22 protein-coding genes are annotated in these 25,325 nt (G+C 66.8%); 12 read left to right on the top strand and 10 right to left on the bottom strand.

The window, feature by feature from the left end:
- Window positions 1-499: 499 nt before the first annotated feature.
- The 3 genes from FHT08_RS15925 to ligA all read right to left on the bottom strand — a co-directional run bounded on the left by FHT08_RS15925 (window position 500) and on the right by ligA (window position 4,802).
- Window positions 500-1,186: a DUF3011 domain-containing protein gene (locus FHT08_RS15925; RefSeq protein ID WP_104537976.1), complete on the bottom strand. Its 687-nt coding sequence runs from the start codon at window positions 1,184-1,186 to the stop codon at window positions 500-502.
- A gap of 155 nt (window positions 1,187-1,341) precedes the next feature.
- Window positions 1,342-2,304, bottom strand: coding sequence for an EF-P lysine aminoacylase EpmA (gene epmA / locus FHT08_RS15920; RefSeq protein ID WP_166775691.1), 963 nt, complete (start codon window positions 2,302-2,304; stop codon window positions 1,342-1,344).
- Complete coding sequence (gene ligA / locus FHT08_RS15915; RefSeq protein WP_166775689.1) at window positions 2,301-4,802, bottom strand: NAD-dependent DNA ligase LigA; 2,502 nt, start codon at window positions 4,800-4,802, stop codon at window positions 2,301-2,303. The genes epmA and ligA overlap by 4 nt, the downstream gene beginning before the upstream one ends.
- A gap of 177 nt (window positions 4,803-4,979) precedes the next feature.
- Between ligA and FHT08_RS15910 the strand changes: the two genes are divergently transcribed.
- Window positions 4,980-6,104 carry a pyridoxal phosphate-dependent aminotransferase gene (locus tag FHT08_RS15910; protein WP_104605582.1) on the top strand — a complete coding sequence of 375 codons (1,125 nt, stop codon included), beginning with the start codon at window positions 4,980-4,982 and terminating at the stop codon, window positions 6,102-6,104.
- Between the two features lie 159 nt (window positions 6,105-6,263).
- Here FHT08_RS15910 and FHT08_RS15905 read toward each other — a convergent pair whose 3' ends face one another.
- From FHT08_RS15905 to FHT08_RS15875, 7 genes are all read right to left on the bottom strand, one after another.
- Window positions 6,264-6,668 carry a hypothetical protein gene (locus FHT08_RS15905; RefSeq protein WP_166775687.1) on the bottom strand — a complete coding sequence of 135 codons (405 nt, stop codon included), beginning with the start codon at window positions 6,666-6,668 and terminating at the stop codon, window positions 6,264-6,266.
- A gap of 189 nt (window positions 6,669-6,857) precedes the next feature.
- A complete protein-coding gene (zipA, locus tag FHT08_RS15900) occupies window positions 6,858-7,589 on the bottom strand; it encodes a cell division protein ZipA (RefSeq protein WP_104605506.1) in 732 nt (243 codons plus the stop codon).
- Window positions 7,590-7,645: 56 nt separating this feature from the next.
- Window positions 7,646-11,149 carry a chromosome segregation protein SMC gene (gene smc / locus FHT08_RS15895; protein ID WP_166775685.1) on the bottom strand — a complete coding sequence of 1,168 codons (3,504 nt, stop codon included), beginning with the start codon at window positions 11,147-11,149 and terminating at the stop codon, window positions 7,646-7,648.
- 207 nt (window positions 11,150-11,356) lie between these two features.
- Entirely contained in the window at window positions 11,357-11,806 is a 450-nt protein-coding gene (gene rplI, locus FHT08_RS15890) for a 50S ribosomal protein L9 (protein WP_016904199.1), read from the bottom strand.
- Window positions 11,807-12,041: 235 nt separating this feature from the next.
- Window positions 12,042-12,272 carry a 30S ribosomal protein S18 gene (gene rpsR / locus FHT08_RS15885; RefSeq protein ID WP_005991243.1) on the bottom strand — a complete coding sequence of 77 codons (231 nt, stop codon included), beginning with the start codon at window positions 12,270-12,272 and terminating at the stop codon, window positions 12,042-12,044.
- A gap of 11 nt (window positions 12,273-12,283) precedes the next feature.
- A complete protein-coding gene (gene rpsF / locus FHT08_RS15880; RefSeq protein ID WP_006451585.1) occupies window positions 12,284-12,718 on the bottom strand; it encodes a 30S ribosomal protein S6 in 435 nt (144 codons plus the stop codon).
- A 407-nt stretch (window positions 12,719-13,125) separates the two neighbouring features.
- A complete protein-coding gene (locus FHT08_RS15875) occupies window positions 13,126-13,464 on the bottom strand; it encodes an iron-sulfur cluster assembly accessory protein (RefSeq protein WP_016904198.1) in 339 nt (112 codons plus the stop codon).
- 207 nt (window positions 13,465-13,671) lie between these two features.
- Here FHT08_RS15875 and asnS point away from each other — a divergent pair, with 207 nt between their 5' ends.
- The 11 genes from asnS to FHT08_RS15820 all read left to right on the top strand — a co-directional run bounded on the left by asnS (window position 13,672) and on the right by FHT08_RS15820 (window position 25,204).
- Window positions 13,672-15,066 (top strand): asparagine--tRNA ligase, encoded by a 1,395-nt coding sequence (asnS, locus tag FHT08_RS15870; protein WP_026064746.1) that lies wholly within the window; start codon window positions 13,672-13,674, stop codon window positions 15,064-15,066.
- 72 nt (window positions 15,067-15,138) lie between these two features.
- Entirely contained in the window at window positions 15,139-15,444 is a 306-nt protein-coding gene (locus FHT08_RS15865; protein WP_046342293.1) for a hypothetical protein, read from the top strand.
- Window positions 15,441-15,767, top strand: coding sequence for a hypothetical protein (locus FHT08_RS15860; RefSeq protein ID WP_046342292.1), 327 nt, complete (start codon window positions 15,441-15,443; stop codon window positions 15,765-15,767). The genes FHT08_RS15865 and FHT08_RS15860 overlap by 4 nt, the downstream gene beginning before the upstream one ends.
- A 1-nt stretch (window position 15,768) precedes the next feature.
- Window positions 15,769-16,407, top strand: a complete 639-nt coding sequence (locus FHT08_RS15855) for an FMN-binding negative transcriptional regulator (RefSeq protein WP_166775683.1) — start codon at window positions 15,769-15,771, stop codon at window positions 16,405-16,407.
- Between the two features lie 93 nt (window positions 16,408-16,500).
- Entirely contained in the window at window positions 16,501-17,163 is a 663-nt protein-coding gene (gene can, locus FHT08_RS15850; RefSeq protein ID WP_046342290.1) for a carbonate dehydratase, read from the top strand.
- An 85-nt stretch (window positions 17,164-17,248) separates the two neighbouring features.
- Window positions 17,249-17,779: a 3-hydroxyanthranilate 3,4-dioxygenase gene (locus FHT08_RS15845; protein ID WP_024939857.1), complete on the top strand. Its 531-nt coding sequence runs from the start codon at window positions 17,249-17,251 to the stop codon at window positions 17,777-17,779.
- 201 nt (window positions 17,780-17,980) lie between these two features.
- Window positions 17,981-20,122 (top strand): FUSC family protein, encoded by a 2,142-nt coding sequence (locus tag FHT08_RS15840; protein WP_166775681.1) that lies wholly within the window; start codon window positions 17,981-17,983, stop codon window positions 20,120-20,122.
- A 34-nt stretch (window positions 20,123-20,156) separates the two neighbouring features.
- Window positions 20,157-21,428 carry a kynureninase gene (gene kynU / locus FHT08_RS15835; RefSeq protein WP_166775679.1) on the top strand — a complete coding sequence of 424 codons (1,272 nt, stop codon included), beginning with the start codon at window positions 20,157-20,159 and terminating at the stop codon, window positions 21,426-21,428.
- A 173-nt stretch (window positions 21,429-21,601) separates the two neighbouring features.
- The gene (locus FHT08_RS15830) at window positions 21,602-22,969 is read left to right on the top strand and encodes an NAD(P)/FAD-dependent oxidoreductase (protein ID WP_166775677.1); all 1,368 of its coding nucleotides are present in this window, start codon (window positions 21,602-21,604) and stop codon (window positions 22,967-22,969) included.
- A 106-nt stretch (window positions 22,970-23,075) separates the two neighbouring features.
- A complete protein-coding gene (gene sbcB, locus FHT08_RS15825) occupies window positions 23,076-24,521 on the top strand; it encodes an exodeoxyribonuclease I (RefSeq protein WP_166775675.1) in 1,446 nt (481 codons plus the stop codon).
- Window positions 24,518-25,204, top strand: a complete 687-nt coding sequence (locus FHT08_RS15820) for a DUF2461 domain-containing protein (RefSeq protein ID WP_104605496.1) — start codon at window positions 24,518-24,520, stop codon at window positions 25,202-25,204. Before sbcB ends, FHT08_RS15820 begins: the two co-directional genes overlap by 4 nt.
- Window positions 25,205-25,325 lie beyond the last annotated feature (121 nt).

Below are 25,325 nucleotides of genomic sequence, written 5' to 3'. Positions count from 1 at the left end.
CCTGTTGCGCGGCCTGCGCGAGGCGAATGAGAAGTTGGCAGGTGGCGTGTTGAACGTCTTTCAGTTGCCCGGCTTGCAATGGCAAGGCAAAGAGAAGCTGGCCGACGCATAGTGCTCCAACCAGCGCACGTCATGCCCAGCTTGCACCATGCACACCGACCATCCCGACGGGTCCTTGCCCGCCTGCCGTCGCGGAACCTTACGCGGCATGGATGCCGCGTAAGAGCCTACAGACGTACTTGCGGCGTGTCCCGTAAGGGTGGGCGGGCAAGGGCCCTGCAACCGAGCCACAGATCGCCCGCTCCACGCCCGACGCATTCGCACCCCGTTCAATCACATCTCACGACAACTGGGAGCTTGAGCTTCAGCGTGGTCTGGATGTTCCAAGCAGAGCTGGTTGAGGGCTAGACACCCTCACCAACCTGATCGCGTGCTAACGGGGGCCACGGCACCGGCTACGCCAACCTATGCGATGGAGAGCGGCAGTTTCGTCAGTCCATCAGTCGACGATGAACTCGGCGCGGCAGCCGTCGTTGACCCACACGCCGTCGCGACTCCAGCCCCAGGTCTGGCCTTCCACGCATTCCTTTTTGGAGATCTGCCGGCCTACACGTACCTGACGCTCTACCGAGATCCCGCAGGTGCGGCGTGCGCCCTTCTTCGATTCGCAGGTCACCATGCGTGGCATGGCCACGAAGCCGGAACCGTCCTCGGCAGCGACTTCGAATTCGCCGTCGCAGCCGCGCGAGACCCAGATTTCGTTACGGCGCGCGCCCCAACTGCGGCCCTCCTTGCACGGCCACACCGAGCGCTGGCGCAGCAGGCGCACCGGCGCTCCGCGCAGCACCACCGGGCAAACCACCTTGCCGCCGTTGGAATCGCAACGCACCACGCGGCGCATCTGCGCAGCGCTCGGCACCCGCGCACTGGCAAACTCCGCACGGCAGCCCTGCTCGACCCACACGCCATCGCGTTCGATATCCCACTCGCTGCCGCGGATGCAACTGGTCTCCGATAGCTGGCGTACCAGCTGGACGCCGTGCTCGGTATCCATCGCACAATGCACGCGCGCCATGTCCTTGGATTCGCAGCGCACCACGCCTGAGGCGCGATCGGCCGCACGCGCATCGGCGAGCATCAGCAGCGGCAAGCACCACAAACCGCATAAGCTGATCAGCCACTTCATGCCGACAATCCTCACCCAAACACGCTCTGCGCCGCGCCCCCGTGGACGCCACGATGAGAGCATCATCGATGTGAAGATAGCAATACGGTGGCCATGACAGCGGGATGGCAGCGGGCGCGCGCCTGTGCCGCGCAGGCACTGGGTACCACCGTGGGTCAGGCGCGGGCGAACGCGAACGCCAGCACATCGGCAATCTGCGTGGTTCCGCGCATGGCCATCAACAGCCGGTCCACACCGACCGCCACCCCCGCGCAATCGGGCAGCTGCGACAACACCGCCAGCAGGCGCTCGTCCACCGGCAGCTGCGGCAATCCGCGCGCCGCCCGCACCGCGTTGTCGCGCATGAAACGCGCACGCTGCTCCTGCGCGTCGTTGAGCTCGTGGTACCCGTTGGCGACCTCGTAGGCGCCCAGATACAGCTCGAAGCGCTCGGCCACCGGCGGCTCGTCGCGGCGGATGCGCGCCAACGCGCATTGGCTAGCCGGCCAGTCGTGCACCACGGTCAGCGTGTCGCTGGCAAAGCCCGGCTGGAGGCGATGGGTCATCAGCAGATCCAGCCAGTCGTCGCGGGTCAGGCCATCCGGATCGATGGCGATGTTGTGTAGCGGTGCGCGCAGCGTTTCGATCGGATCGCGCAACGGGTCGATGCCCAGCGCCCGCACGAACAGCGCGCGATAGCTCAGCACCTGCACCTGCGCCTGGCGCCCGACCAGCGCAAGCGCGCGGCGCATCAACTCAACGGTCTCCTGCGCCAGGGCGCGATCGTCCCAGCCCACCCGGTACCACTCGAGCATGCTGAACTCGGGATTGTGGCGGCCGCCGGCCTCGCCATTGCGGAACACCCGCCCCAGCTCGTAGCAGTCGCCCACCCCGGCCGCCAGCAGCCGCTTGAGCGGATATTCCGGCGAGGTGCGCAACCAGCGCACCGGCGCGCCGGCATCGACATGGCCGCTGAAGCGCGTGCTGAAACTGTCGATGTTCGGCTCGGTATTGCCGGCCTCCGACAGCACCGGCGTCTCCACTTCCAGCACGTCGCGCTCGGCGAAGAAATCGCGGATCAGCGCGTTGAGCCGCGCGCGCAACCGCAACGCGTCCAGATCGACCTGCGTCGCACTCATGGTTGCTGGCCGTGCTCGCCGAGGAAGGCCAGCAAGCGCGCCTCGTCCCAGATCTCCACGCCCAGCGACTGCGCCTTGTCCAGCTTGGACCCGGCTTCTTCGCCGGCCACCAGAAACGCGGTTTTCTTGGAGACGCTGCCGGCGACCTTGGCACCCAGCGCTTCCAGCCGTTGCTTGGCCGCATCGCGTGTGAGCGCGGCCAGGGTTCCGGTGATCACCACGGTCTGGCCGTCGAGCGGGCCGGTTTGCAGCGCGTCGGCGTCGGGCAGATGCGACAGCACCGTTGCCATCGCCTGTTGCGCGGCGCTTGCCAGGGCCGCATTTTCGGGCCGCTCCAACCAGTGCAGCAGCGACGTCACCACCGGCGCGGGAACGCCGGCCTGCAACAAGGCATCGGACCCGGCGCTGCGCAGCGCATCGAACGAGGCCACCGCGGCAGCCAGCTGCTGCGCACGCACCGGCGTCACCTTGGGGATGTCCATGTCCTGCAGCACGCTGGCAAAGCTCAGCGCCTCGCGCAATTTAGGCGATGGCGGATGCGCATCGCCGATGCGCACACCACGCTGCAGCAGGTCGTCGATGGCCTGCTGATTGCCGGGCTGGTCGAGGAAGTGCCCGAGCGAGCGCGCCACCTCGCCACCGATGTCGGGCACGCGCTTGAACAGCGGCCACGGCAGATGGCGGATCAACGCCAGATCGCCGAACCACGCCGACAAGGCCTTGGCGGTGCTCTCGCCGACATGCTCGATGCCCAGCGCGAACAGGAAGCGCTCCAGCGTGGTATCGCGCGATTGCTCGATCGCCTCGATCAGGTTTTCCGCCCACTTGGTGGCGATCTTCTTGCGGTTCCAGTCGAACGCCGGCAGCCCGGCACGTAGCAGATCGGCCTGCCAGGTTTGCGGCGCCTCGCGCTCGCCGGCCAGGTCCACACCGATGCCGACCACGGTGTTTTCCAGCTGGCCGTACGCACCGCTGGCCAGATGCTCGCGCGCCTCGCGCAGGAACGCATGCGGGCTCTCGGCAGTGCTGATCAGGCGCAATTGCAGCAGCTGGTCCACGTTGAGCAGGTACAGATCGGCCACGCCCTGCACCACGCCACTGTCGGCCAGCACCTCGATGAATTTTTCGCCCAGGCCATCGACATCCATCGCACGGCGCGAGACGAAATGCCGGAACGCTTCCTTGCGCTGTGCCGGGCAGGTCAGCTCGCCGGAGCAGCGCCACACCGCCTCGCCTTCCTCACGCACGATCTCCGACCCGCATACCGGGCATTGCGTGGGCATCTGCCATGGCCGGGTGCCGGGCGGCCGTTGCTCGGCAACTACGCCGGCCACTTCCGGAATCACATCGCCGGCACGCCGCACGATCACCGTATCGCCCACGCGCACATCCAGCCGCGCGATCTGGTCGGCGTTGTGCAGCGTGGCGTTGGTGACGATCACCCCGGCCACATGCACCGGCTTCAGCCGTGCCACCGGCGTGGCGGCCCCGGTGCGACCGATCTGGATCTCGATCGCCTCCACCGTGGTGGACTGCTCCTGCGCCGGAAATTTATGCGCGATCGCCCAGCGCGGCGCGCGCGAGACAAAACCCATCTCGCGCTGCCCGGCCAGATCGTCGAGCTTGTAGACCACCCCATCGATATCGAAGGGCAAGCCATCGCGCGCTTCACCGACGCGTTGGTAGTACGCCAACAGGCCATCGCTGCCCTGCACCACCTCCACCAGGGCGCTGACCGGCAAACCCCACGCGCGCAACTGCGCCAGGATCGCCGAATGCGTCTGCGGCAACATGCCCTCGCTCACTTCGCCCACGCCGTAGGCAAAGAAACTCAGCGGGCGCTGCGCAGTGATGCGCGCATCCAGCTGACGCAGCGAGCCTGCAGCGCCATTGCGCGGATTGGCCAGCACCTTGCCGCCCTGCAGGCGCATCTGCGCGTTGTAGGTCTCGAAGGCGGTGCGCGGCATGTACACCTCGCCGCGCACCTCCAGTACCTGCGGCCAGCCTTCGCCACGCAGGCGCAGCGGAATCGCCTTGACCGTACGCAGATTGGCGCTGACATCCTCACCGGTGGCGCCGTCGCCCCGCGTTGCGCCCTGCACGAACTCGCCGTTTTCGTAGCGCAGGCTGATCGCCAGGCCATCGAGCTTGGGCTCGGCTGAAAACACCGGCCGTTTCACCTCCAGCCGCTCGCTGATACGCCGTACGAACTCGGTCACCTCTTCATCGCTGAAGGCATTGCCCAACGACAGCATCGGCAGGGCATGCCGCACTTCGGCAAAGCGCGACGCGGCCAGGTGGCCGACGCGCTGGGTCGGCGAATCGGCGCTGGCCAGCTCCGGGTGCGCAGCCTCCAGGGCCTCCAGTTCGCGCATCAGGCGGTCGTAGTCGACGTCGGCCATCTGCGGCTCGTCGAGCACGTGATAGCGGTAGTTGGCGTCCTCGATACGACGACGCAGGGCGTCGATGCGCTGAGCGGGATCCGGGCTGACAGTCATACGATCGCTGGGCTGGCTCTGGGCCGCCCATTCTAACGGGCCGTGCCGGTGTGCAAGTGCGGCCCGACCACCGACCAAACCGCGCGACAGCGAGCCCGGCAGCGATTTTCCGATAGGCAGACAGGCACAAACCCGCTAGCGTGGCGCCCTCTTTTGCCTGCTCGCCTGGAGCTCACCGTGCCGTTGCCCGTTTCGCGCCGTTCGTTTCTCAGCCTTGCCACCTCCGGCGTGGCGGTTTCCGCACTGGGACTGGCACCCGCGGCCGAGGCAGCCCGCAAGCGTGCGGCTGCGCCGGCCAAGCCCGGTGTGGCGCCGGCAACGGGCGCGGTGTTTCTCAATCTCAACGAACATCCGCTCGGCCCCTCGCCCGCCGCACTGGATGCGGCAACGCGCTCGCTGGCACGTGCAGGCCGCTATCAGTTCGAGATGGAGCAGGACCTGCGCAACCTGGTGACCGGCGAGCTGCAACTGCCCGGCGACCATCTGGCGTTCTTTCCCGGTTCCAGGGACGCACTGCATCGTGCCGGCAGCCTGTTCACCTCGGCACGTGCCGGGCTGGTGGTGGCCGACCCGAGCTTCGACCCGATCATCGACAGCGCCACCGCCCGCGGCGTGCCGGTGCGCAAGCTGCCGCTGCGGGCCGATGGCGCGCACGACGTCAAGGCGATGGCCAAGGCCGACCCGTCCGCCGGCCTGATCTACCTGTGCAACCCCGGCAACGCCAGCGGCGCCATCACCCCGCGCGCCGACATCGAGTGGCTGCTGGCCAACAAGCCGTCCAGCGCGGTGCTGGTGGTCGACGAAGCGTATATCCACTACAGCAACGAGCCGTCCGTGGCGGACCTGGTGCGCCAGCGCCAGGACCTGATCGTGCTGCGCAGCTTCTCCAAGCTCTACGGCATGGCCGGCCTGCGCCTGGGCGCCGCGCTGGCGCCGCCGGGGCTGCAGACCAAGCTCGCCAGCCTGGGCAGCAACCCGTTGTCGGTACCGGCAATGGCCGCCGGCATCGCCAGCCTGCGCGACCCGCAGCTGGTGCAGACCCGCCGCGCGGAGAACGCCCGCGTGCGCGACGACACCATCGCCTGGCTCAAGAGCAAGGGCTACACCTGCCTGCCCACACAGGCCAACTGCTTCCTGCTCGACGTCAAGCGCGACGCCGGCGTGTTTGCCGATTCGATGCAGAAACAGGGCGTCATCGTCGGCCGCAGCTGGCCGATCTGGCCCAAGCGCGTGCGCGTGAGCGTCGGCACCGAGGCGGAGATGCTGCGCTTTCGCGAGGCGTTTACCAAGGCCAAGCGCTGATCGCTAAGCACAGAGGGGCCATCCCTTCTCCCCCGGGAAAAGGTGCCCCGAAGAGCGGATGAGGGTGCGAGCGAAGCCTCGTGCCGCCCAGCCGCGCGAGGGCCTCGCCTGCGTACCCTCACCCCGCCCCCCCTCCCGCTGGAGAGGGGCTTTGATTTCCTATCGCGTGGGAGTTGGAAGAGGCGCGGCAGCATTCGGACGCAGCACGCGCCGGATCCACACGTAGCTGAGCGCAAACGTCAACGCCATCGACACCGCACTCCACACCAGGAGCTGGCGCATCATCGGCGGGCCTTGAAAAATGCGCGCGTAGTAGCTCATATCGAACAGCGCGATCACGTGCGGCAGGAAGACGCTGATGATGGGCGTTGGCACTGGCGCAACCAGCAGCGTCACTGCAACGGCAAACCCAATCGAGCTCCATTGCGCGCGACCTGGGCTTGTCGACGCGCCTTTGCGCAAATGCAGCGCAATCCGCAACACCATCCATAGCAGCGGTGCGGCCAGGATGGCCCACACCGCCAGCAACATCAGCACCGCCAGCGCGCCCTGCAAGCTCCACATCGTTCACCTCTACGCTAGAACGCGCCCTGCGGCAGGTCGCGACTTAGACCGCGTATGGATGACGCACGGTCGGGGATGACTCGCGGTCAATGGCTCGCAATCACTGACTCAGCGACGCTCGATCACCAGCGGTGCGCAATCACCACCGACGCACATCACCAGCAGCGCGCACTTAACAGCAATACGCACTCACCAGCGCGGCGACTTGGTCAGCGGCGGCGCCTGGTGCTGGCGATCGTAGGCGCGCAGTTCGTCGCGGATATGCGCCACGCGCTGGCGGCCCAGCGCATTGCGGCTGTCGTCCAGCACCACGCCGTCCAGCAGTTCGGCCATGCGCTGCACGGTCGGCAGCATCTTTTCCCAGGCATCCAGTGCGGTCATCGGCGCCGGCAAGGTGAGGAAGAACGCAATCGCCGGGGTCTGCATCTCGCGGATGTTGGCCATGTCGAAGCTGCCGGGCTTGAGGATGCTGGCCATGCTGAAGATCGGCCCGCGCTCCGGATGCCCTTCCACCAGGCGGTGGAAGACATTCATGTGACCGAACACCAGCCCGGTCTTCTCGGCAGCGACCACCACGTCTTCGCCGCGCAGAACCTGGCCGGCCTTGGCGGCCACGAACAGCGAGACGATCTTGTCGAAATCCTGGTTGGGACGCTTGCCGACATCGTTGCCGCCGGCCGCATCGGCATTGTCCAGGTTCAGTTCGCTTTGCTCGGCGCCCTCATTGCGTTCGAACGGGTCGCCGTCCACGTCAGGCTGGCCGGAAATCACCGGCTCGCGGCGCTCGCGCGGCTGCCCGTCGTCCTTGTCGACCCGGCGCCCTTGCGGCGATTTTTTCGGGCGGCCAAATAGGAAGATGGCCGCGACCAGCAGCAGTCCAGCGATCAGGATCCCGATCCGGATCATGGCCATGTCGGACATTCAGCGTGCCTCCGCATAAGAGTGACAGGTGTCGATATTCCGACAAGCATGGCACGTCATGCCGCACCCGCCAAACGTGCGGCCTCTTCCAGGTCCACGCTGACCAAGCGACTGACGCCCGGCTCGCGCATGGTCACGCCGGAGAGCTGGCGCGCGGCCTCCATCGTCGCCTTGTTGTGGCTGACGAACAGGAACTGCACCTTCTCGCTCATTTCCCGCACCATGTTGGCCAGACGGCCGACATTGGCTTCGTCCAGCGGCGCGTCCACCTCGTCGAGCAGGCAGAACGGCGCGGGATTGAGCTGGAAGATCGCAAACACCAGCGCCACCGCGGTCATCGCCTTCTCGCCACCGGACAGCAGCGAGATGCTGGACACGCGCTTGCCCGGCGGGCGCGCCATGATGGTTACGCCGGTGTCGAGCAGGTCTTCGCCGGTGAGTTCCAGATAGGCGTGACCACCGCCGAACAGGCGTGGATATAGCGCCTGGACGCCGGAATTGACCCGGTCGAAGGTGTCCTTGAAGCGACCGCGGGTTTCGCGGTCGATCTTGCGGATCGCCTCTTCCAGCGTCTCCAGTGCGGTGTTGAGATCCAGGTTCTGCGCGTCCAGATATTCCGAACGCTGCGCCGCTTCGCCGTACTCCTGGATCGCGGCCAGGTTGACCGGTTCCAGCCGCCGCATGCGCCCGTCGATCTGGCCGACCGCCGCTTCCCACTCGGCCACGTTCGCCGCTTCCGGCAATCCATTGACCACGTCCTCGAGCACGAAGCCGGCCTTCACCACGGCGGCTTCCAGTTGCTCTGCGCTGAGCACCAGCGCCTGCTGATCCAGCTTGCGCTGGGAGATGCGCTCGCGTTGGGCTAGCGCCTGTTCGTCGCGCTGCTGACGGGTCTGCTCGTAGCTGCGCAGCTCGCCATCGATGCTCTCCAGCATGGTGCGCGCTTCGCTCAGCACGCGCTCGGTGCGCACACGCTCGCTCAACGCGGCCTGGTGCTCGTGCTCCAGCGTTTCCACCGGCGAGTCGCCGTCGCTGAGCTGGGCGACCAGATCCTCCAGACGCGTGTCGAGCTGGCCGCGCTGGCTGTCCATGCGCTCCAGCGTCTGGCTCAGGGAGGTGATCTGGGTGCGTTGCGATTCAAGCGTGAGCGCCAATGCATGCATCGCATCGCGCACGCCACGTGCGGCATCGCGGGCCTGATCGCGCGCATCGGTGAGCTGACGGCGTTCGTTCTCCAGCACCTGCCGGGTGCCTTGCAGATCGCCCATCAGGGTCACCGCGTCTTCGAGCTTGGCGCGCGCCTCACGTGCCTGTTCGCGGCTGGTGTCCAGCGTTTCCAACAGCTGCGACAATTCGTTTTCGATGCGCTCGATGCGCGTGCGCGCGGCATCGACCTTGCCCTGCTGACTCTGCAGCTGACCGGCTAGTTCGGACACGCTGCGGTGCGCCATGTACAACTGGCGCTGCGCATCTTCGCGCTGCTGTTCGGCCGCCAGCAGTTGTTCGCGGAAGCTGCCCAGGCGCTGCTCGAGGTCGGCCTCGCGCTCCTGCAGCGTTTCGATCTGCGCGCGCAGCTCCTGAATTTCGCGCTCGCGCAGCAAGGCGCCCTGCTTGGCAGCGCCGGAGCGCGACACCCGCACCCAGCCCTCGCCCAGCCGCTCGCCGCTGCGGGTGATGACCGAATCGCCCTCGGGCAGGCCGCGCTGCAGCGTGCGCGCGGCTTCCAGATCCTCGGCCGCGTGCAGGCGCGCGAGCAGGCGACGGATCGCGATCGGCCCCTGCACCTTGGCCGCCAGCGAAGTCGGCGCAAAGCTCGCGTTGTCGCTGGCACCGGAGACCAGCGCGATGCGGCCCTCGCCCAACTCGCCCAACGCATCGACCAGTTGCTCCGGCGCATCCACCAGCACGCCTTCGATCAGCTGCCCCAATGCGCCTTCGACCGCGTTTTCCCAGCCGCTTTCGACCGTGATGCGCTCGCCGACACGTGCGGCAGAGTCCAGCCCGCGCGACTTCAGCCACGCCACTGCCGCGCCCTGCTCCTGGCCGAGTGCGGCCTGCTGCAGGGTTTCCAGCGACGACAGCCGGCCACGCGCGGCCTGCGCCTGCTTGCGCACCTCGGCCAGCTCGCCCTGGCTGGCGCGCTGTTGTTCCTGCAGCCCGCCGAGTGCGTGCTTGCGCGCTTCGACCTGCTCGGTCAGCCCGTCCAGCGAGGTCTTCTGGGTTTCATGGCGCAGCTCGATCTGCTCGAACGCCTCGGCCAGCGCATCCAGGTCCAGTCCGGCGCGCTCGTTGACCAGCGCTTCGCGGCGGCGCTCGGCTTCCAGCGACTGACGATCGAGATAATCGACACGCGTGCGTTCCACTTCGCCGGCACGCGAGGCTTCGCCGGTGTCGCGGTTATGGGTTTCCCAGCGCTGCTGCCAGTCGGCCAGACGCGCTTCGGCCTCGCGTAGCGCCTCCTGGCGGAATTCGTGGTCTTCGCGCAGCTGCTCCAGTTGCGGTTCGGCAGCGTCCACCGCCTCGCGCAATACCGCCAGCCTGGCCGAATCGCCGCTGATATGCTGGGTCAGCTCCTGCAACTGGCTCTGCGCCTCGTCACGCGCCTTGTGCAGGCGATGCGAGAGTTCGCGCTGATGCTGGATCTGCTGCTCGATGCGCGCCAGCGCACCACCGACCTGATAGACATCGGCCTGCGCCTTGGCCACCGCTTCGGCGGCTTCCTCGCGACGCGCGCGCCCGGTTTCGATCCGTGCCTCGGCATCGCGCTGTTCGGCGATCAATTGCTGCAGCCGGGTCTCTTCCTGATTCAGTTTTTCGCGCAGCCCCTGCAGCCGGCCATCCAGGCCGCGGTACTCCAGCGCCTTCCACTCGGCGTCCTTGATCCGGCGCTCTTCCTGCAGGGCCTGATACTGCTCGGCCTGGCGCGCCTGGCGCTGCAGATGCGCCAGCTGCTTGGTGATCTCTTCGCGCAGGTCGCCCAGGCGATCCAGGTTCTCGCGGGTATGCCGGATGCGCGTTTCGGTTTCTTTGCGGCGCTCCTTGTACTTGGAAATGCCGGCGGCTTCTTCCAGGTACACGCGCAGGTCTTCCGGGCGCGCCTCGATGATCTGGCTGATCATGCCCTGCTCGATGATCGAGTAGCTGCGCGGCCCCAGGCCGGTGCCCAGGAACAGGTCGGTGATGTCGCGGCGCCGGCACTTGGTGCCGTTGAGATAGTAGGCGCTGTTGCCGTCGCGGCTGACCAGGCGCTTTACCGAGATCTCGTTGAACGAGGCGAACTCGCCGCTGATGGTGTGATCGGAATTGTCGAAGATCAGCTCCACCGTCGCCTGCGACACCGGCTTGCGCGCCGAGGAGCCGGAGAAGATCACGTCGGTCAGCGAGTCGCCACGCAGGCGGCTGGCCGAACTTTCGCCCATCACCCAGCGCACCGCGTCGATGATGTTGGACTTGCCGCAGCCGTTGGGACCGACGATGCCGGTCATGTTGGTGGGCAGGTGCAACGTGGTCGGGTCGACGAACGACTTGAAACCGGACAGTTTGATCGTGGACAGGCGCATGGGACTGAAGGTTCCGGGCACCGCACGGGCGGGGCCGGCAGGCGCTTTTTCCTGTGAAGCCGCCCCTAAGCCCTTGATCCACAAGATCTATGGGCCGTGGAACCGGCAATGGAGCATGAGTATAGCGGGCCTGGCATCGCTGGCGTGGCCGCAGAAAGACGAAGGGCGCCTAACCAGGCGCCCTTCGGGTACAGCGTACAGCGTGGATCAGGCGTCGGATTCGACGATGACCTTGACCGAGGTTTCCACATCGGCGTGCAGGTGCAGCACAACGTCGTACTCGCCGACATTGCGGAATGCGCCTTCGCCCAGGATCACTTCGCTCTTTTCCAGCGGCAGGCCGGCGGCGGTGAACGCCTCGGCGATGTCGCGCGGGCCGACCGAGCCGTACAGCTTGCCTTCGGTCGACGCATGCGCGCCGATGGTGACGCTGGCGCCTTCGAACTTGCCGGCGCGGCTCTGTGCGTCGGCCAGGATGGTGTTGGCCTTGGCTTCGTAATCGGCACGTTTGGCTTCAAACGCTTCGACGTTGGCAGCGGTGGCCGGAACGGCCTTGCCCTGCGGCACGAGGAAGTTGCGGCCGTAACCCGGCTTGACGCTGACCTTGTCGCCCAGGCCGCCGAGATTGGTCACTTTCTGCAGAAGAATCAGATCCATGGTGGTGCTCCGTTATTCGTTAGCGCCGGCGCTTTGGCAGACGCAACGTTTGCTGTCCGAAAAGACGGGATTCGGGAATCGGGATTTGGGAATCGCAAGAGCACGATCAACACCGCATCTCGAATGACCGGCCTCTATATTTTTTAGTGACCCGCACATGGATGTGCGGGCATTTGTGAGGGACTCACATACAACCGTGCGGGCTCTTGTGAGGAACTCACATCAACGACTCGGATTAAACGTCGTGATTGTCCGTGTACGGGATCAGCGCCAGGAAACGCGAGCGCTTGACGGCCGTGGCCAGCTGACGCTGGTACTTGGACTTGGTACCGGTCACGCGGCTCGGCACGATCTTGCCGTTCTCGGTGAGGTACTGACGCAGGGTGTTGAGATCCTTGTAATCGATCTCCTTGACGCCCTCGGCGGTGAACTTGCAGAACTTGCGACGACGGAAGAACTTGGACATGACAGCGCTCCTTAAGCGGCTTCGGCGTTGTCGCCGTCGGTATCGGTGGCGGCAGGTGCAGCATCGCCCTCATCGTCATCGCGACGACGACGCTCGCTACGCTCGGGCTTGTCGCCCTTCTCGTCCTTGCTCTTCATGATCAGCGACTGCTCGGTGTCCGGGCCATCGCGCTTGACGACCAGGTGACGCAGCACCGCATCGTTGAAGCGGAAGCTTTCCACCAGCTCGCTCAGCACAGCCTGGTCGACTTCGATGTTGAGCAGCACGTAGTGCGCCTTCACCAGGTTCTGGATCGGGTAGGCCAGCTGACGGCGGCCCCAGTCTTCCAGACGGTGGATGGTGCCGTTACCGCCCTCGATCAGCGACTTGTAGCGCTCGATCATGGCCGGGACCTGCTCGCTCTGATCCGGGTGGACCAGGAACACGACTTCGTAATGACGACTCATGTTGTATTACCTTTCGAATGTGGCCACGTGGGCCGGACAGCTCCCCGGTGACCCGCGCAAGGCGGCCGGTGGAGCAAGGATTCCCACCCGGAACCGGGCAGGAAGCAGGAAAGTATCGCAGTTCAGGCGTTTAGCCGCAACCAAGCCGAGCCCACGAACAGGACATCTGCGCGGCGACTGCTTGAGCCCGTCTCCCGCCGGGGCGATAAGGCACCGCTTGCGCGCCACTGGCGCGCGTGCCTTGGAGCGCCCGTGCCGCAAGCGCGGGCCGGGGCGCGGAGATTGGGGTGAGGGTCCGGGGCAAAGCCACTCGTGACGCCTAACCGCGCGAGGCTTCGCCCCGTACCCTCGTCCGCCCTTCGGGCAGCTTCTCCCGCAGGGAGAAGGGATAGCGCTCGCTGGCGAGCTCAGCGATGCTCGGCTTCGGTCGTGAAGCTTTCCCCGCAGCCGCACTCGGCGGTCGCGTTGGGATTGCGGAAAGTGAAGGTCTCGCTGAGGCCGTGCTTGCCGAAATCGATGCAGGTGCCGTCGACCAACGGCAGGCTGACCGGATCGACGAAGATGCGCACGCCTTCCTGCTCGAACACCGCGTCGTCGTCGCGCTTCTCGCGCGCCAGGTCGGTGACATGGCCCCAGCCCGAACAACCGGTCTTGGTCACGCCAAAGCGCAGGCCCAGCGTCCCCGGGGTCTGCTGCACGAAACGCTGCACGCGCTCCAGCGCGGCAGGGGTGAGGCTGATGGCCATGGAGGTGCTCCGGAAACGATGGTGGCAAGTATAGCGAGGCTGCAGTAACCGGGGGCTGGACCCGCCGCTACGACGTGTTCCCCAGATGGGGCCATATCCGGCCTTGGACAAGCGCAACCATCCGCAAGCGGTTCAGATGCTCGCGCCGGCGCGCCCGCAGCCAGTAAACTCGCAGACCATTCAAGGTCGCTACGGCGAGGACAAGTCATGACGGTGGTCAGCGTTGAACATGCGCTTGCGGGAAAACTCCCGGAAGGCGGCGAAGTTACGGTACGGGGGTGGGTGCGCACGCTGCGCGGATCTGCCGGACTGGCCTTCATCAACGTGACCGATGGCTCGTGCTTCGCTCCGATCCAGGTGGTGGCCAACGACACCCTGCCCAACTTCGACGAAATCAAGCGCCTGACCAGCGGCTGCTCGCTGGTCGCCAAGGGCGTGCTGGTGAAGTCGCAGGGCAAGGGCCAGTCGTTCGAGATCCAGGCCAGCGGCGTGGAGATCGTCGGCTGGGTCGAGGACCCGCTGACCTACCCGATCCAGCCCAAGCCGATGTCGCCGGAGTTCCTGCGCGAAGTGGCGCACCTGCGCCCGCGCACCAACCTGTTCGGCGCGGTCACCCGCATCCGCAACTGCCTGGCGCAGGCGGTACATCGCTTCTTCCACCAGAACGGCTTCAACTGGATCAGCACCCCGATCATCACCACCTCCGACGCCGAAGGCGCCGGGCAGATGTTTCGCGTCTCCACGCTGGACATGGTCAACCTGCCGCGCGATGCCAGCGGCGCGGTGGATTTCAGCCGCGACTTCTTCGGCAAAGAGACCTTCCTGACCGTGTCCGGCCAGCTCAACGTGGAGGCCTACTGCCTGGCGCTGAGCAAGGTCTACACCTTCGGCCCGACCTTCCGCGCCGAGAACAGCCACACCACGCGCCATCTGGCCGAATTCTGGATGATCGAGCCGGAAATCGCCTTCGCCGATCTGGCCGAAGACGCGCGCCTGGCCGAGCAGTTCCTCAAGTACCTGTTCCGCGCGGTGCTGGACGAGCGTGGCGACGACCTGGCATTCCTGGCCGAGCGCGTGGACAAGAACGCGATCGCCAAACTGGAAGCCTTCATCAATGCCCCGTTCGAGCAGATCGACTACACCGAGGCGGTGAAGCTGCTGCAGAATTCAGGCAAAAAGTTCGACTTCCCGGTCGAATGGGGCCTGGACCTGCAGACCGAGCACGAGCGCTGGCTGACCGAAGAACACATCGGCCGCCCGGTGGTGGTGACTAACTACCCCGAGCACATCAAGGCCTTCTACATGCGCCTGAACGACGACGGCAAGACCGTCGCGGCGATGGACGTGCTGGCGCCGGGCATCGGCGAGATCATCGGCGGCAGCCAGCGCGAAGAGCGCCTGGATGTGCTGGATGCGCGCATGGCCCAGTTCGGCCTGGATCAGGAGCACTACAGCTGGTACCGCGATTTCCGCCGCTACGGTTCGGTGCCGCATGCCGGCTTCGGCTTGGGGTTCGAGCGCCTGGTGGTCTACGTGTGCGGGCTGAGCAATATCCGCGACGCCATCCCCTACCCGCGCGCGCCGGGCAGCGCGGAGTTCTGATGTGAGGTGGACCATCACTGCGCTGGTGATCGGCGCGGCACCTCCCCAACTCGCACTGATGCTGGCGGGCGCATGACCCTGTTCTTCGCACTGTGTTTTGTCGGTGTTGCCGTTGCCGGGCTCACCGCCTTGCTGATCTTCTGGCCGCTGACGCTGGTGCACCTGCGCGACCGTCATCCCGAGGCGCTGGCCAGCTTCGGCGAGCCGGCCTTCATCAGTCCTGCGGCGCTGCGCTGGTTGCTGACGCGGCGCTACCGCAGCCATCGCGACAGTGCGCTGTCCGGCCTGGCCACACCCGCCTGGCTGTCGCTGCTGACCATCTTCTTCGGCCTGGGCATGGCGGCCCTGCTCGGCCTGCTTTCCAAGGTAATGCCATGAATACACAGCAAGACACTGCATATGACGACCGCGATTCGTGGTGGCTGGCCACGATCGGCCGCACGCTGATCTGGGCGCGCCTGCGCGTCAAGCAGGCCGGTACCGCCGAAGTCCTGGACAGCGATGGCAAGATCCTGCCCTACGACAGCGAAGACAGCGCCCGCGCGGCGTTGTTCGATGCCGAGTTCGTCGCGCTCGACGGGCTGGACGAAGAAGACGCGCTGATGCGTGGCTTCTCGCTCGACGAAGTGTCGCCGCCGCGTGGCGAGGACGATGCGGACCTGCGCGAACGCATGGTGATGACCCTGGGCGGTCGCGCCTGACATGTACGCCCCACGCGCGTTCGCGCAGACCGATCTGGCCTTGCTGGACTGGCTGATCGCGCGCGACCCGTTCGTCACCATGATCAGCCACGGCGACGATGGACAGCCGGCAATCTCGCATCTGCCGGTGCTGTACCGACGCGACGCGCAGGCAGTGGTCATCGAAGGCCACTGGGCGCGCCCCAATCCGCAGGCACACAGCCCAGGCGACGCGGTACTCGTGGTGCAGGGCCCGCATGCCTATGTGTCGCCGAGCTGGTATCCGGACAAGGAAGCAGCCGCACGCGTGCCGACCTGGAACTACGCCGTGGCGCATCTGCACGGACGTTGCGAGCAGGTGAGCGATGAGGCGGCGCTGGGCGAGCTGATCGGCCGCATGAGCACGCGCTTCGAACAACGCGTCGGCAGCGACTGGCTGTTCGAGATGGAGCGCGACAGCCACCGCCGGCAGTTGCGCGGCCTGGTCGGCTTCCGCTTCGTTCCCAGCCGCATCCAGCTGACCTTCAAGCTCAGCCAGAACCACCCGGCCGCTAATGTGGCGGCCGTGAGCGATGCATTGCAGCGACAGGCGCCCACCGACTCCCGCGAGGTGGCGTCGCTGATGCGCGACGCCCTGCGCGCACGCGACGGCGCGGTCTGAGCGGCGCCGTCCAGCGCGGATTTTCCGCATCACCGCTTTATCGCTCATCTCTCGATCACACACCGCCCCACTGTCCTCTGGAATACTGCGCGCATGAACGAGCTCAACCACTTGCTTGAAAACAACCGTGCCTGGTCCGAGCGCATCCGCCGCGAGGACCCGGAATTCTTCTCCAAGCTGTCCACCCAGCAGACGCCCGAGTACCTGTGGATCGGCTGCTCGGACTCGCGCGTGCCGGCCAACCAGATCATCGACATGGCCCCGGGCGAGGTGTTCGTCCATCGCAACATCGCCAATGTGGTGGTGCACACCGACCTGAACTGCCTGTCGGTGATCCAGTTCGCCGTCGACGTGCTCAAGGTCAAGCACATCCTGGTGGTCGGCCATTACGGCTGCGGCGGCGTGTTTGCCAGCCTGACCCAGAAGCGCATGGGCCTGGTCGACAACTGGATCCGCCATGTCACCGATGTGGCCGACAAGCACGAGGCCTGCCTGCACGACGCGGGCGACCTGCCGGTGCAGCACGCGCGCCTGTGCGAGCTCAACGTACTCGAGCAGGTGGTCAATGTCTGCCGCACCACCATCGTGCGCGATGCCTGGGACCGCGGCCAGGCACTGCAGGTGCATGGCTGGGTCTACAGCCTGCGTGACGGCCGTGCGCACGACCTGGGCATGTCGATCGACCGCCCCGAGCTGCTGCAGGAACGCTACGACGCCGCGCTGACGCAGATCCAGGCCGATCACGCCGAACGCTGAGCCGCGCCCGCACACCCTCCCACCGCGGCGCCCATCGGCGCCGTCGGTTGGCTATGCTGGACGTCTTCTTTGCCGAGGAACGTCGATGCTGGTCCCGCCGATCAACCTGCAAGCCTGGATCGAGCAACACCGCCACCTGCTCAAGCCGCCGGTGGGCAACAAGTGCATCCAGCAGGACGGCTTCATCATCATGATCGTCGGTGGGCCGAATGCGCGCACCGACTACCACTACGACGAAGGCCCGGAGTGGTTCTTCCAGCTCGAAGGCGAGATGGTACTGAAGGTGCAGGACGAAGGCGTGGCACGCGACATCCCGATCCGCGCCGGCGAGATCTTCCTGCTGCCGCCGAAGGTGCCGCATTCGCCGCAACGCGCGGCTGGCTCGATCGGCCTGGTGATCGAACGCGAGCGCTTGCCCAACGAGCAGGACGGCCTGCAGTGGTATTGCCCGCAGTGCAATCACAAACTGTACGAGGCGATGTTTCCGCTGCAGGACATCGAAACCGATTTTCCGCCGGTGTTCGATCATTTCTACCGTTCGCTCGCGCTGCGCACCTGCAGCCAGTGCGGGCATCTGCACCCTGCGCCGGAGCGCTATGCCACTGTCGAGGCATGAGTGGGCGATGGGCCGAGCCAATTCCAGGCACGCGTCGCACAGGTCTTCGAGCGCGCTCGCTCGGCGGTGGCCATCGGCGCGTCGCCGCGCCATCGCAATGCCGCGCAACGCAAATGACGATGCAGCTGTGCGCAGCGCGCCGTGTGTCGAGCGTGTGCACGCGCCGCAGCCGCGTTGTGCGTCCGCATTGAGCCCCATGCCATGCTGCGCACGCTGATCGACCTCAAGCCGCGCGACGTGCCATTGCGCGTTGCGCTGCGCAACACCGCCGCGGTAGTGCTGCCGCTGGCGATCGGTGTGGCCACCGGGCATGTCGCCGCCGGTCTGGCCGTGTGTACCGGCGCGCTCAACACCATGTTCACCGACCAGCCCGGCCCGTATCGCGCGCGTCTGCAACGCATGCTGATGGCCGCGCTGGCAGCGGGCCTGGCCGCGTTGCTCGGCATCTGGGTCGGCCACAACACCCCGGCATTGGTGATCGCCGGGCTGCTGCTCGGTCTTGGCGGCGGCTTGCTGGTGGCACTTGGCCCGGTAGCGGCACGGGTGGGGCTGACCAGCATGATCCTGCTGGTGGTCAGCGCCGACATGCGCCTGCCGGTGCAGCAGGCCGCGGGCGTGGCGGCATTGATCTTCGCTGGCGGCCTGCTCCAGGTGGTGCTGGCACTGGCGGCCTGGCCACTGCAACGCTATCGCCCGGAGCGCTTCGCGCTGGCCGACCTGATGCGCCAACTGGCCGGCATCGCACGCCAGCGTCCGGAAGCCAGCGCCCCGCCGCCGGCCACCCAGGAAGTGCTCGACGCGATGGTGATGCTGCATGGCGAGCATCGCTCGCGCGCGATCGCCGTGCAGAGCTTCCGCATCATCGCCGAGCTGTGCGAGCGCGTGCGGCTGGAGCTGCTGTCGCTGGCCGATGTCGATACCCGCCTGACCGACTCGCAGGCGCGCCCGGCGATCGAGCGCGTGCTCGAACGCAGCGCCATCGTGCTGGAACAGCTCGCGCATGCGATGACGGTGGGCGAAGACCCGCTCGCCGCCAATGCCTCGATGACCGGTTTCGACGATCTGGTCGCCGCACTGGCGCAGTTCCAGCACGACAACGCCGATACCCGCGAGCGCCGGCTGGTGCGGGTGGCGGTGGCGCGCGCGCAAGGCCTGGGCGGCCAGCTGCGCGCCCTGATCCGCAACGCGCACTGGGCCAGCAGCCGTGGCGAGATCCAGGCGCAGCTGGCCGAAGCGCGCCTGCCGGCGGCACTCAGGCCCGCAGCAACCTGGGCCACGCTGCGCGCGAACCTGGATCTGTCCTCGGTGGCGTTCCGGCATGCCTTGCGCTGCGGCGTGTGCCTGGCGCTGGCGGTCGCCTTCCAGCGCTGGCAGCAGATCCCGCACGGCTTCTGGATTCCGATGACCACCGCCATCGTGCTCAAGCCGGATTTCGGCGGCACTTTCAGCTTCGGCGCCTTGCGCGTGGCCGGCACCTTCGTCGGCCTGCTGGTGGCGACCTTGCTGGCGCACCTGGCGATGGACGGCGCCAGCGTCCGCCTGGCGTTGCTGGCGCTGTTCTGCCTGGGCTTCCGCCTGCTGACGCAGGTGAACTACGGCATCGGCGTGGCGTTTCTGACCGGCATGCTGGTGCTGCTGCTGTCGTTCGAAGGCGTGGCACCGGGCGAGGCCATCGGTGCGCGTCTGCAGGCCACGGTCGCCGGCAGTGCCTGGGCGTTGATCGCCTACGCGGTGTGGCCCACGCGCGAACGCCGGCATATCCGCGCCTCGCTGGCGCAGTTGCTGAGCGCCTACCGCGATCATCTGCGCAATCTGCTGCTCGGCAGGATGGACGATCTGGGCGACACCCGCGCTGCCGCACGCGTGGCGCGCACCAATGCGCAGGCCTCGATCGAACGCCTGCGCGGCGAGCCACGCAGCCGGCGCAATCTGCACGAGCTCAAACTCGCCGAGTCGTTGCTGGCCAACGGCAACCGGCTGATCCGCGCCACCCTGTCGCTGGAAGCGGTGCTGCGCGATGGCCACCCCTTGCCCGCGCTGGAAGCGCTGCCCGCCTTTGCGCAACAGGCCGACCAGGCGCTGTCCGAGCTGATCGCCTGCCTGGTCGAGGGCGGCACTCCGGCAGCGGCCACCTTGCGCAGCGCCGAGCGCCAGCTGTCCGATGCATTGGCCGCCCTGCCCGACGGCTCGCCCGCCACCGCCGCACTGGCCGACACCATCGACCGCATCACCGACAGCATCGGCACCCTGACGCATCTACTGCGCCCTGCCCGGCTGGGCTCGACCACCGCTGCAACCGAGCCAGCGGCCGCGCATGACGGCGCACACGGTGCCGGCGGGTAAACTGCGTCATTGACCTGCGTTGCGAGCCGTGATCATGACCGACCTGCTGTCCCGCGCCCATGCCGTTGCCCTGGACGCCGCCGACCCGCTGCGCCACCTGCGCGATGACTTCGTGTTCCCGCAGCATGCCGGCCAGGACCAGACCTATTTCGTCGGTAATTCGCTGGGCCTGCAGCCGCGCGGCGCACGCGCGATGGTGGCCGAGGTGCTCGACCAGTGGGGCGCGTTCGCGGTGGAAGGCCACTTCACCGGTCCCACCCAGTGGCTGACCTATCACCAGCTGGTGCGCGATGGCCTGGCGCGCGTGGTCGGCGCGCAGCCTGGCGAGGTGGTCGCGATGAACACGCTGAGCGTCAACCTGCATCTGATGATGGCCAGCTTCTACCGGCCCACGCCCGAGCGTGGCGCCATCCTGATCGAAGCCGGCGCGTTTCCGTCCGACCGCCATGCGGTGGAATCGCAACTGCGTCTGCATGGGCTGGATCCGGCCACGCAACTGATCGAAGTGGAAGCCGACCAACCCAATGGCACGGTATCGATGGCGGCGATCGCCGATGCCATCGCACGGCACGGTCCGCGGCTGGCGCTGGTGCTGTGGCCCGGCATCCAGTACCGCACCGGCCAGGCCTTCGAGCTGGGCGACATCGTGCGGCTGGCACGCGCACAGGGCGCAATGGTGGGGTTCGACCTGGCGCATGCGGTCGGCAATATCGCGCTGACGCTGCACGACGACGGCGCGGATTTCGCAGTGTGGTGCCATTACAAGTATCTCAACGCCGGCCCCGGTGCGGTGGGTGGCTGTTTCGTGCACGCACGTCATGCCAACAGCGACCTGCCGCGCATGGCCGGTTGGTGGGGACACGAGCAGCAGAGCCGCTTCCGCATGGATCCGCAGTTCGTGCCCTCGCCTGGGGCCGAAGGCTGGCAGCTGAGCAATCCGCCGGTGCTGGCGCTGGCGCCGTTGCGCGCGTCGCTGGAGTTGTTCGATCAGGCCGGCATGCCGGCACTGCGCGCCAAGTCCGAACAGCTCACCGGGCACCTGGAACAGCTGATCCACGCCCGCGTGCCGCAGGTGCTGCAGATCGTCACCCCGGCCGAGCCGGCGCAACGCGGCTGCCAGCTATCGTTGCGCGTGGCCGGCGGTCGCGCACAGGGGCGCTCGCTGTTCGAGTACCTGCAGTCGGTGGGCGTGCTCGGCGACTGGCGCGAACCTGACGTGATCCGCATCGCGCCGGTGCCGCTGTACAACCGCTTTGGCGATCTGCACCAGTTGGTGGAACAGGTGGAGACCTGGGCCACCGCCTGAGCACGCACGGCACCCACTGTGCCATCGAGCAGATCGGCGCGTGAGCCGGGACCGGCACACGCCCACGTACACTCCGAACCCGCACCTGGCCGGCCACGGCAGGTGCAGTTGCCAATCACTCTCCTTTTCCCCTCTTGGCCGGTACTCACGTCCGGCCGCTGCCGGATACCGCATTGAGCGCAGTCTCTCCCCGTTCCCTGACCTTGATCGGCGCTGGCCTGGCCGGTTGCCTGCTGGCCATCCTGCTGTCGCGTCGCGGCTGGCAGGTCACCGTCTACGAGCGCCGCGGCGATCCGCGCATCAAGGGTTACGAGTCCGGCCGCTCGATCAACCTGGCGCTGGCCGAACGCGGCCGCCATGCGCTGCGCCAGGCCGGCGCCGAAGACGCGGTGATGGCCAAAGCGGTGATGATGCGCGGGCGCATGGTGCATCCGCTGCATGCACAACCGCAGCTGCAGCGCTACGGGCGCGACGACAGCGAAGTGATCTGGTCGATCCACCGCGCCGCGTTGAATGTCGCGCTGCTGGATCTGGCCGAGCAGGCCGGCGCACGCGTGCATTTCTACCGCCGCCTGCACACGGTGGACTTCGATGCCGGCTATGCGCGCTTCATCGACGACCGCGACGACCAGCCGCACGAAATCCACTTCCAGAGCCTGATTGGCAGCGATGGCGCCGGCTCGGCGTTGCGCGCGGCGATGCAGCGCAAATCGCCATTGGGCGAGCGCACCGAATTCCTCGATCACTCCTACAAGGAGCTGGAAATCCCTCCGTTGCCCGGTGGCGGTTTCCGCATCGAAGGCAACGCGTTGCACATCTGGCCGCGTGGGCGCTACATGTGCATCGCGCTGCCCAACGATGGCGGCACCTTCACCGTCACCCTGTTTCTGCCCAACGCCGGCGCGCCCAGCTTTGCCACCACGCGCACCGGCGACGAAGCGCTGGCCCTGTTCGCGCGTGATTTTCCCGATGCCCTGCCGCTGATCCCGCAGCTCAAGGAGCATTGGGAAGAACATCCGCCTGGCCTGCTCGGCACGCTGACGCTGGACCGCTGGCATCTGGGCGGCCGCGCCCTGCTGATCGGCGACGCCGCGCATGCGATGGTGCCGTTCCACGGCCAGGGCATGAATTGCGCGTTCGAAGATTGCGTGGCGCTGGCAGAACAACTGGACGCGCACGACGACCTGGAAACCGCGTTTGCCGCATTCCAGGCCGCACGCCATGAGGATGCCGCAGCGATCCAGCAGATGGCACTGGAAAACTATCTGGAGATGCGCGACCGCGTCGACGATCCCGACTTCCTGCTGCAACGCGCGCTCGAACAGCAACTGCAGGCACGTTGGCCCACCCGTTTCGTGCCGCATTACACGATGGTGACCTTCCTGCGCACGCGCTACGCGATCGCCCTGGCGCGCAGCGAGGTCCAGCGCCAGATCCTGGTCGAGGCCACACGCGGGCACAGCGACCTGTCGCGCATCGACTGGGCCGCGCTGGAAGCGGTCGTGCATGCGCGCCTGCAGCCGCTGGAAGGCGCGCACTGATCGGCCTGCACCGGCCGGCGTCAGCGGGCCGGCGCGCGGATGGGAGATACTAGGCAGCACTGGCGGCGCCATGCGCAGCGCGCCGCGGACCTGGATCTCATACGGCATGCCTGACAGCTTTCTCTTCTACGACCTGGAAACCTTCGGCCAGGATCCACGCCGCACCCGCATCGCACAGTTCGCCGCGGTGCGTACCGATGCGCAACTGCGCGTGATCGAAGAGCCGATCAGTTTCTACGTGCAGCCGGCCGACGATCTGCTGCCCTCTCCGTACGCGACCATGGTCACCGGCATCACCCCGCAGCACGCACTGCGCGAAGGCGTGAGCGAGGCCGAAGCGTTTGCGCGCATCGCCGAGCAGATGAGCCGGCCGCAGACCTGCACGCTGGGCTACAACTCGATCCGCTTCGACGACGAGTTCGTGCGCTGCGGGCTGTTCCGCAATTTCTACGACCCGTACGAGCGCGAGTGGCGCGGCGGCAATTCGCGCTGGGACCTGCTCGACGTGTTGCGGCTGGTGCATGCGCTGCGTCCGGACGGCATCGTCTGGCCGCAGCGCGAAGACGGCGCCACCTCGTTCAAGCTCGAACACCTGGCCGATGCCAACGCGGTGCGCGAAGGCGATGCGCACGAGGCGCTGTCGGACGTGTACGCCACCATCGGCATGGCGCGCAGGTTCCAGCAGCATCAGCCCAAGTTATGGGACTACGCACTGCGTCTGCGCGACAAGCGCTTTGCGGCGACGCTGCTGGACGTCGTCGCGATGCAGGCGGTGCTGCATATCTCGCAGCGCTATCCCGCCTCGCGCATGTGCGCCGCTGCGGTGTTGCCATTGACGCGCCATCCGCGCATCGACAGCCGCGTGATCGTGTTCGATCTGGAAGGCGATCCTGAAGTGCTGTTGCGCCTGAGCCCGGACGAGATCGCCGACCGGCTGTACATCCGCGCTGCCGACCTGCCCAAAGGCGAACAGCGCACTGCGCTCAAGGAAGTGCACTTGAACAAGTCGCCGGCGCTGGTGGCCTGGCAGCATCTGCGTGCGGCGGATTTCCAGCGTCTGGGCATCGACCACGACGCAGTGTTGGCCAAGGCTGCGCGCCTGCGCGAGCTGGGCCCTGAACTGGCCGAAAAAGTGCGCCAGGTGTACGGCAGCGAGCGCGCTGCCGCGCCGGCCGTCAACGATGCCGATGCCTCGCTCTATGACGGCTTCCTGGCCGAAGGCGACAAGCGCCTGCTTGCGCAGGTGCGCGCCAGTGCGCCGGCCGAACTGGGCGCGCTGGAGTCGCGCTTTCGCGACCCGCGCCTGGTCGAACTGCTGTTCCGCTACCGCGCGCGCAACTGGCCGCAGACGCTGTCGTTCGAAGAGCAGGAACGCTGGAACGTCTACCGCCGCCAGCGCCTGCTGGAAGACAGGGGCCTGGGCGAAGTCACGCTCGATCAGTTCCATGCGCAGATCGCGGATTTACGGCTCGCTCACCCGGACGATGCTACCAAGCAGTCCCTGCTCGATCAGCTCACCGCCTGGGGTCTGGACCTCCAACGCACGCTATGACCAGCTATTTTTCCGACGCCAGTTTCAAGTTCCTGCGCGCGTTGGCGCGCCACAACGACAAGACCTGGTTCAACGACCACCGGCATCAGTACGAGGCGCATGTGCGCCAGCCGTTCCTGCAGCTCATCACCGACCTGCAGCCGGCTTTGGCCGAGGTCAGCGAGCACTATCGCGCCGATCCCAAGACCCAGGGCGGCTCGCTGTTTCGCATCTATCGCGATGCGCGTTTTTCCAACGACAAATCGCCGTACAAGAACTGGCAGGGCGCGCGCCTGTTTCATGAGCGCCGCCGCCAGGTGCCGGCGCCGTCGTTCTACATCCATCTGCAGCCAGGCGAAAGTTTCGTGGGTGCCGGGCTGTGGCATCCGGAGCCGGACACCCAGCGCAAGCTGCGCCAGTTCATTTTCGACAACCCCGCCAACTGGAAAGCGGCAGCCTACGAACCCAGACTGCGCCGCAAGTTCGCGCTGGACGACAGCGAGAAGCTAGTGCGTGCACCGCGCGGCTTTCCCAACGAGTTCGAGTTCATCGACGATCTCAAGCATCGCAACTGGGCGTATCTGCGGCATCTCGACGACGCCGTCATGACCGGCCCGCGCCTGCGCCAGACCATCGAGGCTGACCTGGTGGTGCTGGCGCCGTTCGTCGATTATCTGTGCGCCGCGCTGGATCTGGAATTTTGATGGATCGCGCGGCGCCGACAGCAATCGACGCGGTGCCGGCAAACGGCGGATCACAGCGGTTTGTTGCTGCACGACGCCGTGCATCGATGCATCTTGCGCAAACCACAGCAAGGGAATGCAC

The sequence above is a fragment of the Xanthomonas sp. CFBP 8151 genome, from assembly GCF_011761885.1.
Classification (GTDB): domain Bacteria; phylum Pseudomonadota; class Gammaproteobacteria; order Xanthomonadales; family Xanthomonadaceae; genus Xanthomonas; species Xanthomonas arboricola_B.
The sequence above is the reverse complement of the archived record's forward strand: the minus strand, read 5'-3'. Positions and strand labels throughout refer to the sequence as shown.

Bases quoted from the DNA above. Each gene is read 5' to 3' on its own strand.
- zipA (WP_104605506.1), bottom strand. From the start codon at position 7,589: ATGTCCGACATGGCCATGATCCGGATCGGGATCCTGATCGCTGGACTG.
- can (WP_046342290.1), top strand. From the start codon at position 16,501: ATGAACGAGCTCAACCACTTGCTTGAAAACAACCGTGCCTGGTCCGAG.
- FHT08_RS15845 (WP_024939857.1), top strand. From the start codon at position 17,249: ATGCTGGTCCCGCCGATCAACCTGCAAGCCTGGATCGAGCAACACCGC.
- ligA (WP_166775689.1), bottom strand. From the start codon at position 4,802: ATGACTGTCAGCCCGGATCCCGCTCAGCGCATCGACGCCCTGCGTCGT.
- rpsF (WP_006451585.1), bottom strand. From the start codon at position 12,718: ATGAGTCGTCATTACGAAGTCGTGTTCCTGGTCCACCCGGATCAGAGC.
- FHT08_RS15905 (WP_166775687.1), bottom strand. From the start codon at position 6,668: ATGTGGAGCTTGCAGGGCGCGCTGGCGGTGCTGATGTTGCTGGCGGTG.
- rplI (WP_016904199.1), bottom strand. From the start codon at position 11,806: ATGGATCTGATTCTTCTGCAGAAAGTGACCAATCTCGGCGGCCTGGGC.
- FHT08_RS15855 (WP_166775683.1), top strand. From the start codon at position 15,769: ATGTACGCCCCACGCGCGTTCGCGCAGACCGATCTGGCCTTGCTGGAC.
- FHT08_RS15875 (WP_016904198.1), bottom strand. From the start codon at position 13,464: ATGGCCATCAGCCTCACCCCTGCCGCGCTGGAGCGCGTGCAGCGTTTC.
- FHT08_RS15925 (WP_104537976.1), bottom strand. From the start codon at position 1,186: ATGAAGTGGCTGATCAGCTTATGCGGTTTGTGGTGCTTGCCGCTGCTG.
- asnS (WP_026064746.1), top strand. From the start codon at position 13,672: ATGACGGTGGTCAGCGTTGAACATGCGCTTGCGGGAAAACTCCCGGAA.
- FHT08_RS15860 (WP_046342292.1), top strand. From the start codon at position 15,441: ATGAATACACAGCAAGACACTGCATATGACGACCGCGATTCGTGGTGG.
- sbcB (WP_166775675.1), top strand. From the start codon at position 23,076: ATGCCTGACAGCTTTCTCTTCTACGACCTGGAAACCTTCGGCCAGGAT.
- epmA (WP_166775691.1), bottom strand. From the start codon at position 2,304: ATGAGTGCGACGCAGGTCGATCTGGACGCGTTGCGGTTGCGCGCGCGG.
- FHT08_RS15865 (WP_046342293.1), top strand. From the start codon at position 15,139: ATGACCCTGTTCTTCGCACTGTGTTTTGTCGGTGTTGCCGTTGCCGGG.
- rpsR (WP_005991243.1), bottom strand. From the start codon at position 12,272: ATGTCCAAGTTCTTCCGTCGTCGCAAGTTCTGCAAGTTCACCGCCGAG.
- FHT08_RS15820 (WP_104605496.1), top strand. From the start codon at position 24,518: ATGACCAGCTATTTTTCCGACGCCAGTTTCAAGTTCCTGCGCGCGTTG.
- FHT08_RS15840 (WP_166775681.1), top strand. From the start codon at position 17,981: ATGCTGCGCACGCTGATCGACCTCAAGCCGCGCGACGTGCCATTGCGC.
- kynU (WP_166775679.1), top strand. From the start codon at position 20,157: ATGACCGACCTGCTGTCCCGCGCCCATGCCGTTGCCCTGGACGCCGCC.
- smc (WP_166775685.1), bottom strand. From the start codon at position 11,149: ATGCGCCTGTCCACGATCAAACTGTCCGGTTTCAAGTCGTTCGTCGAC.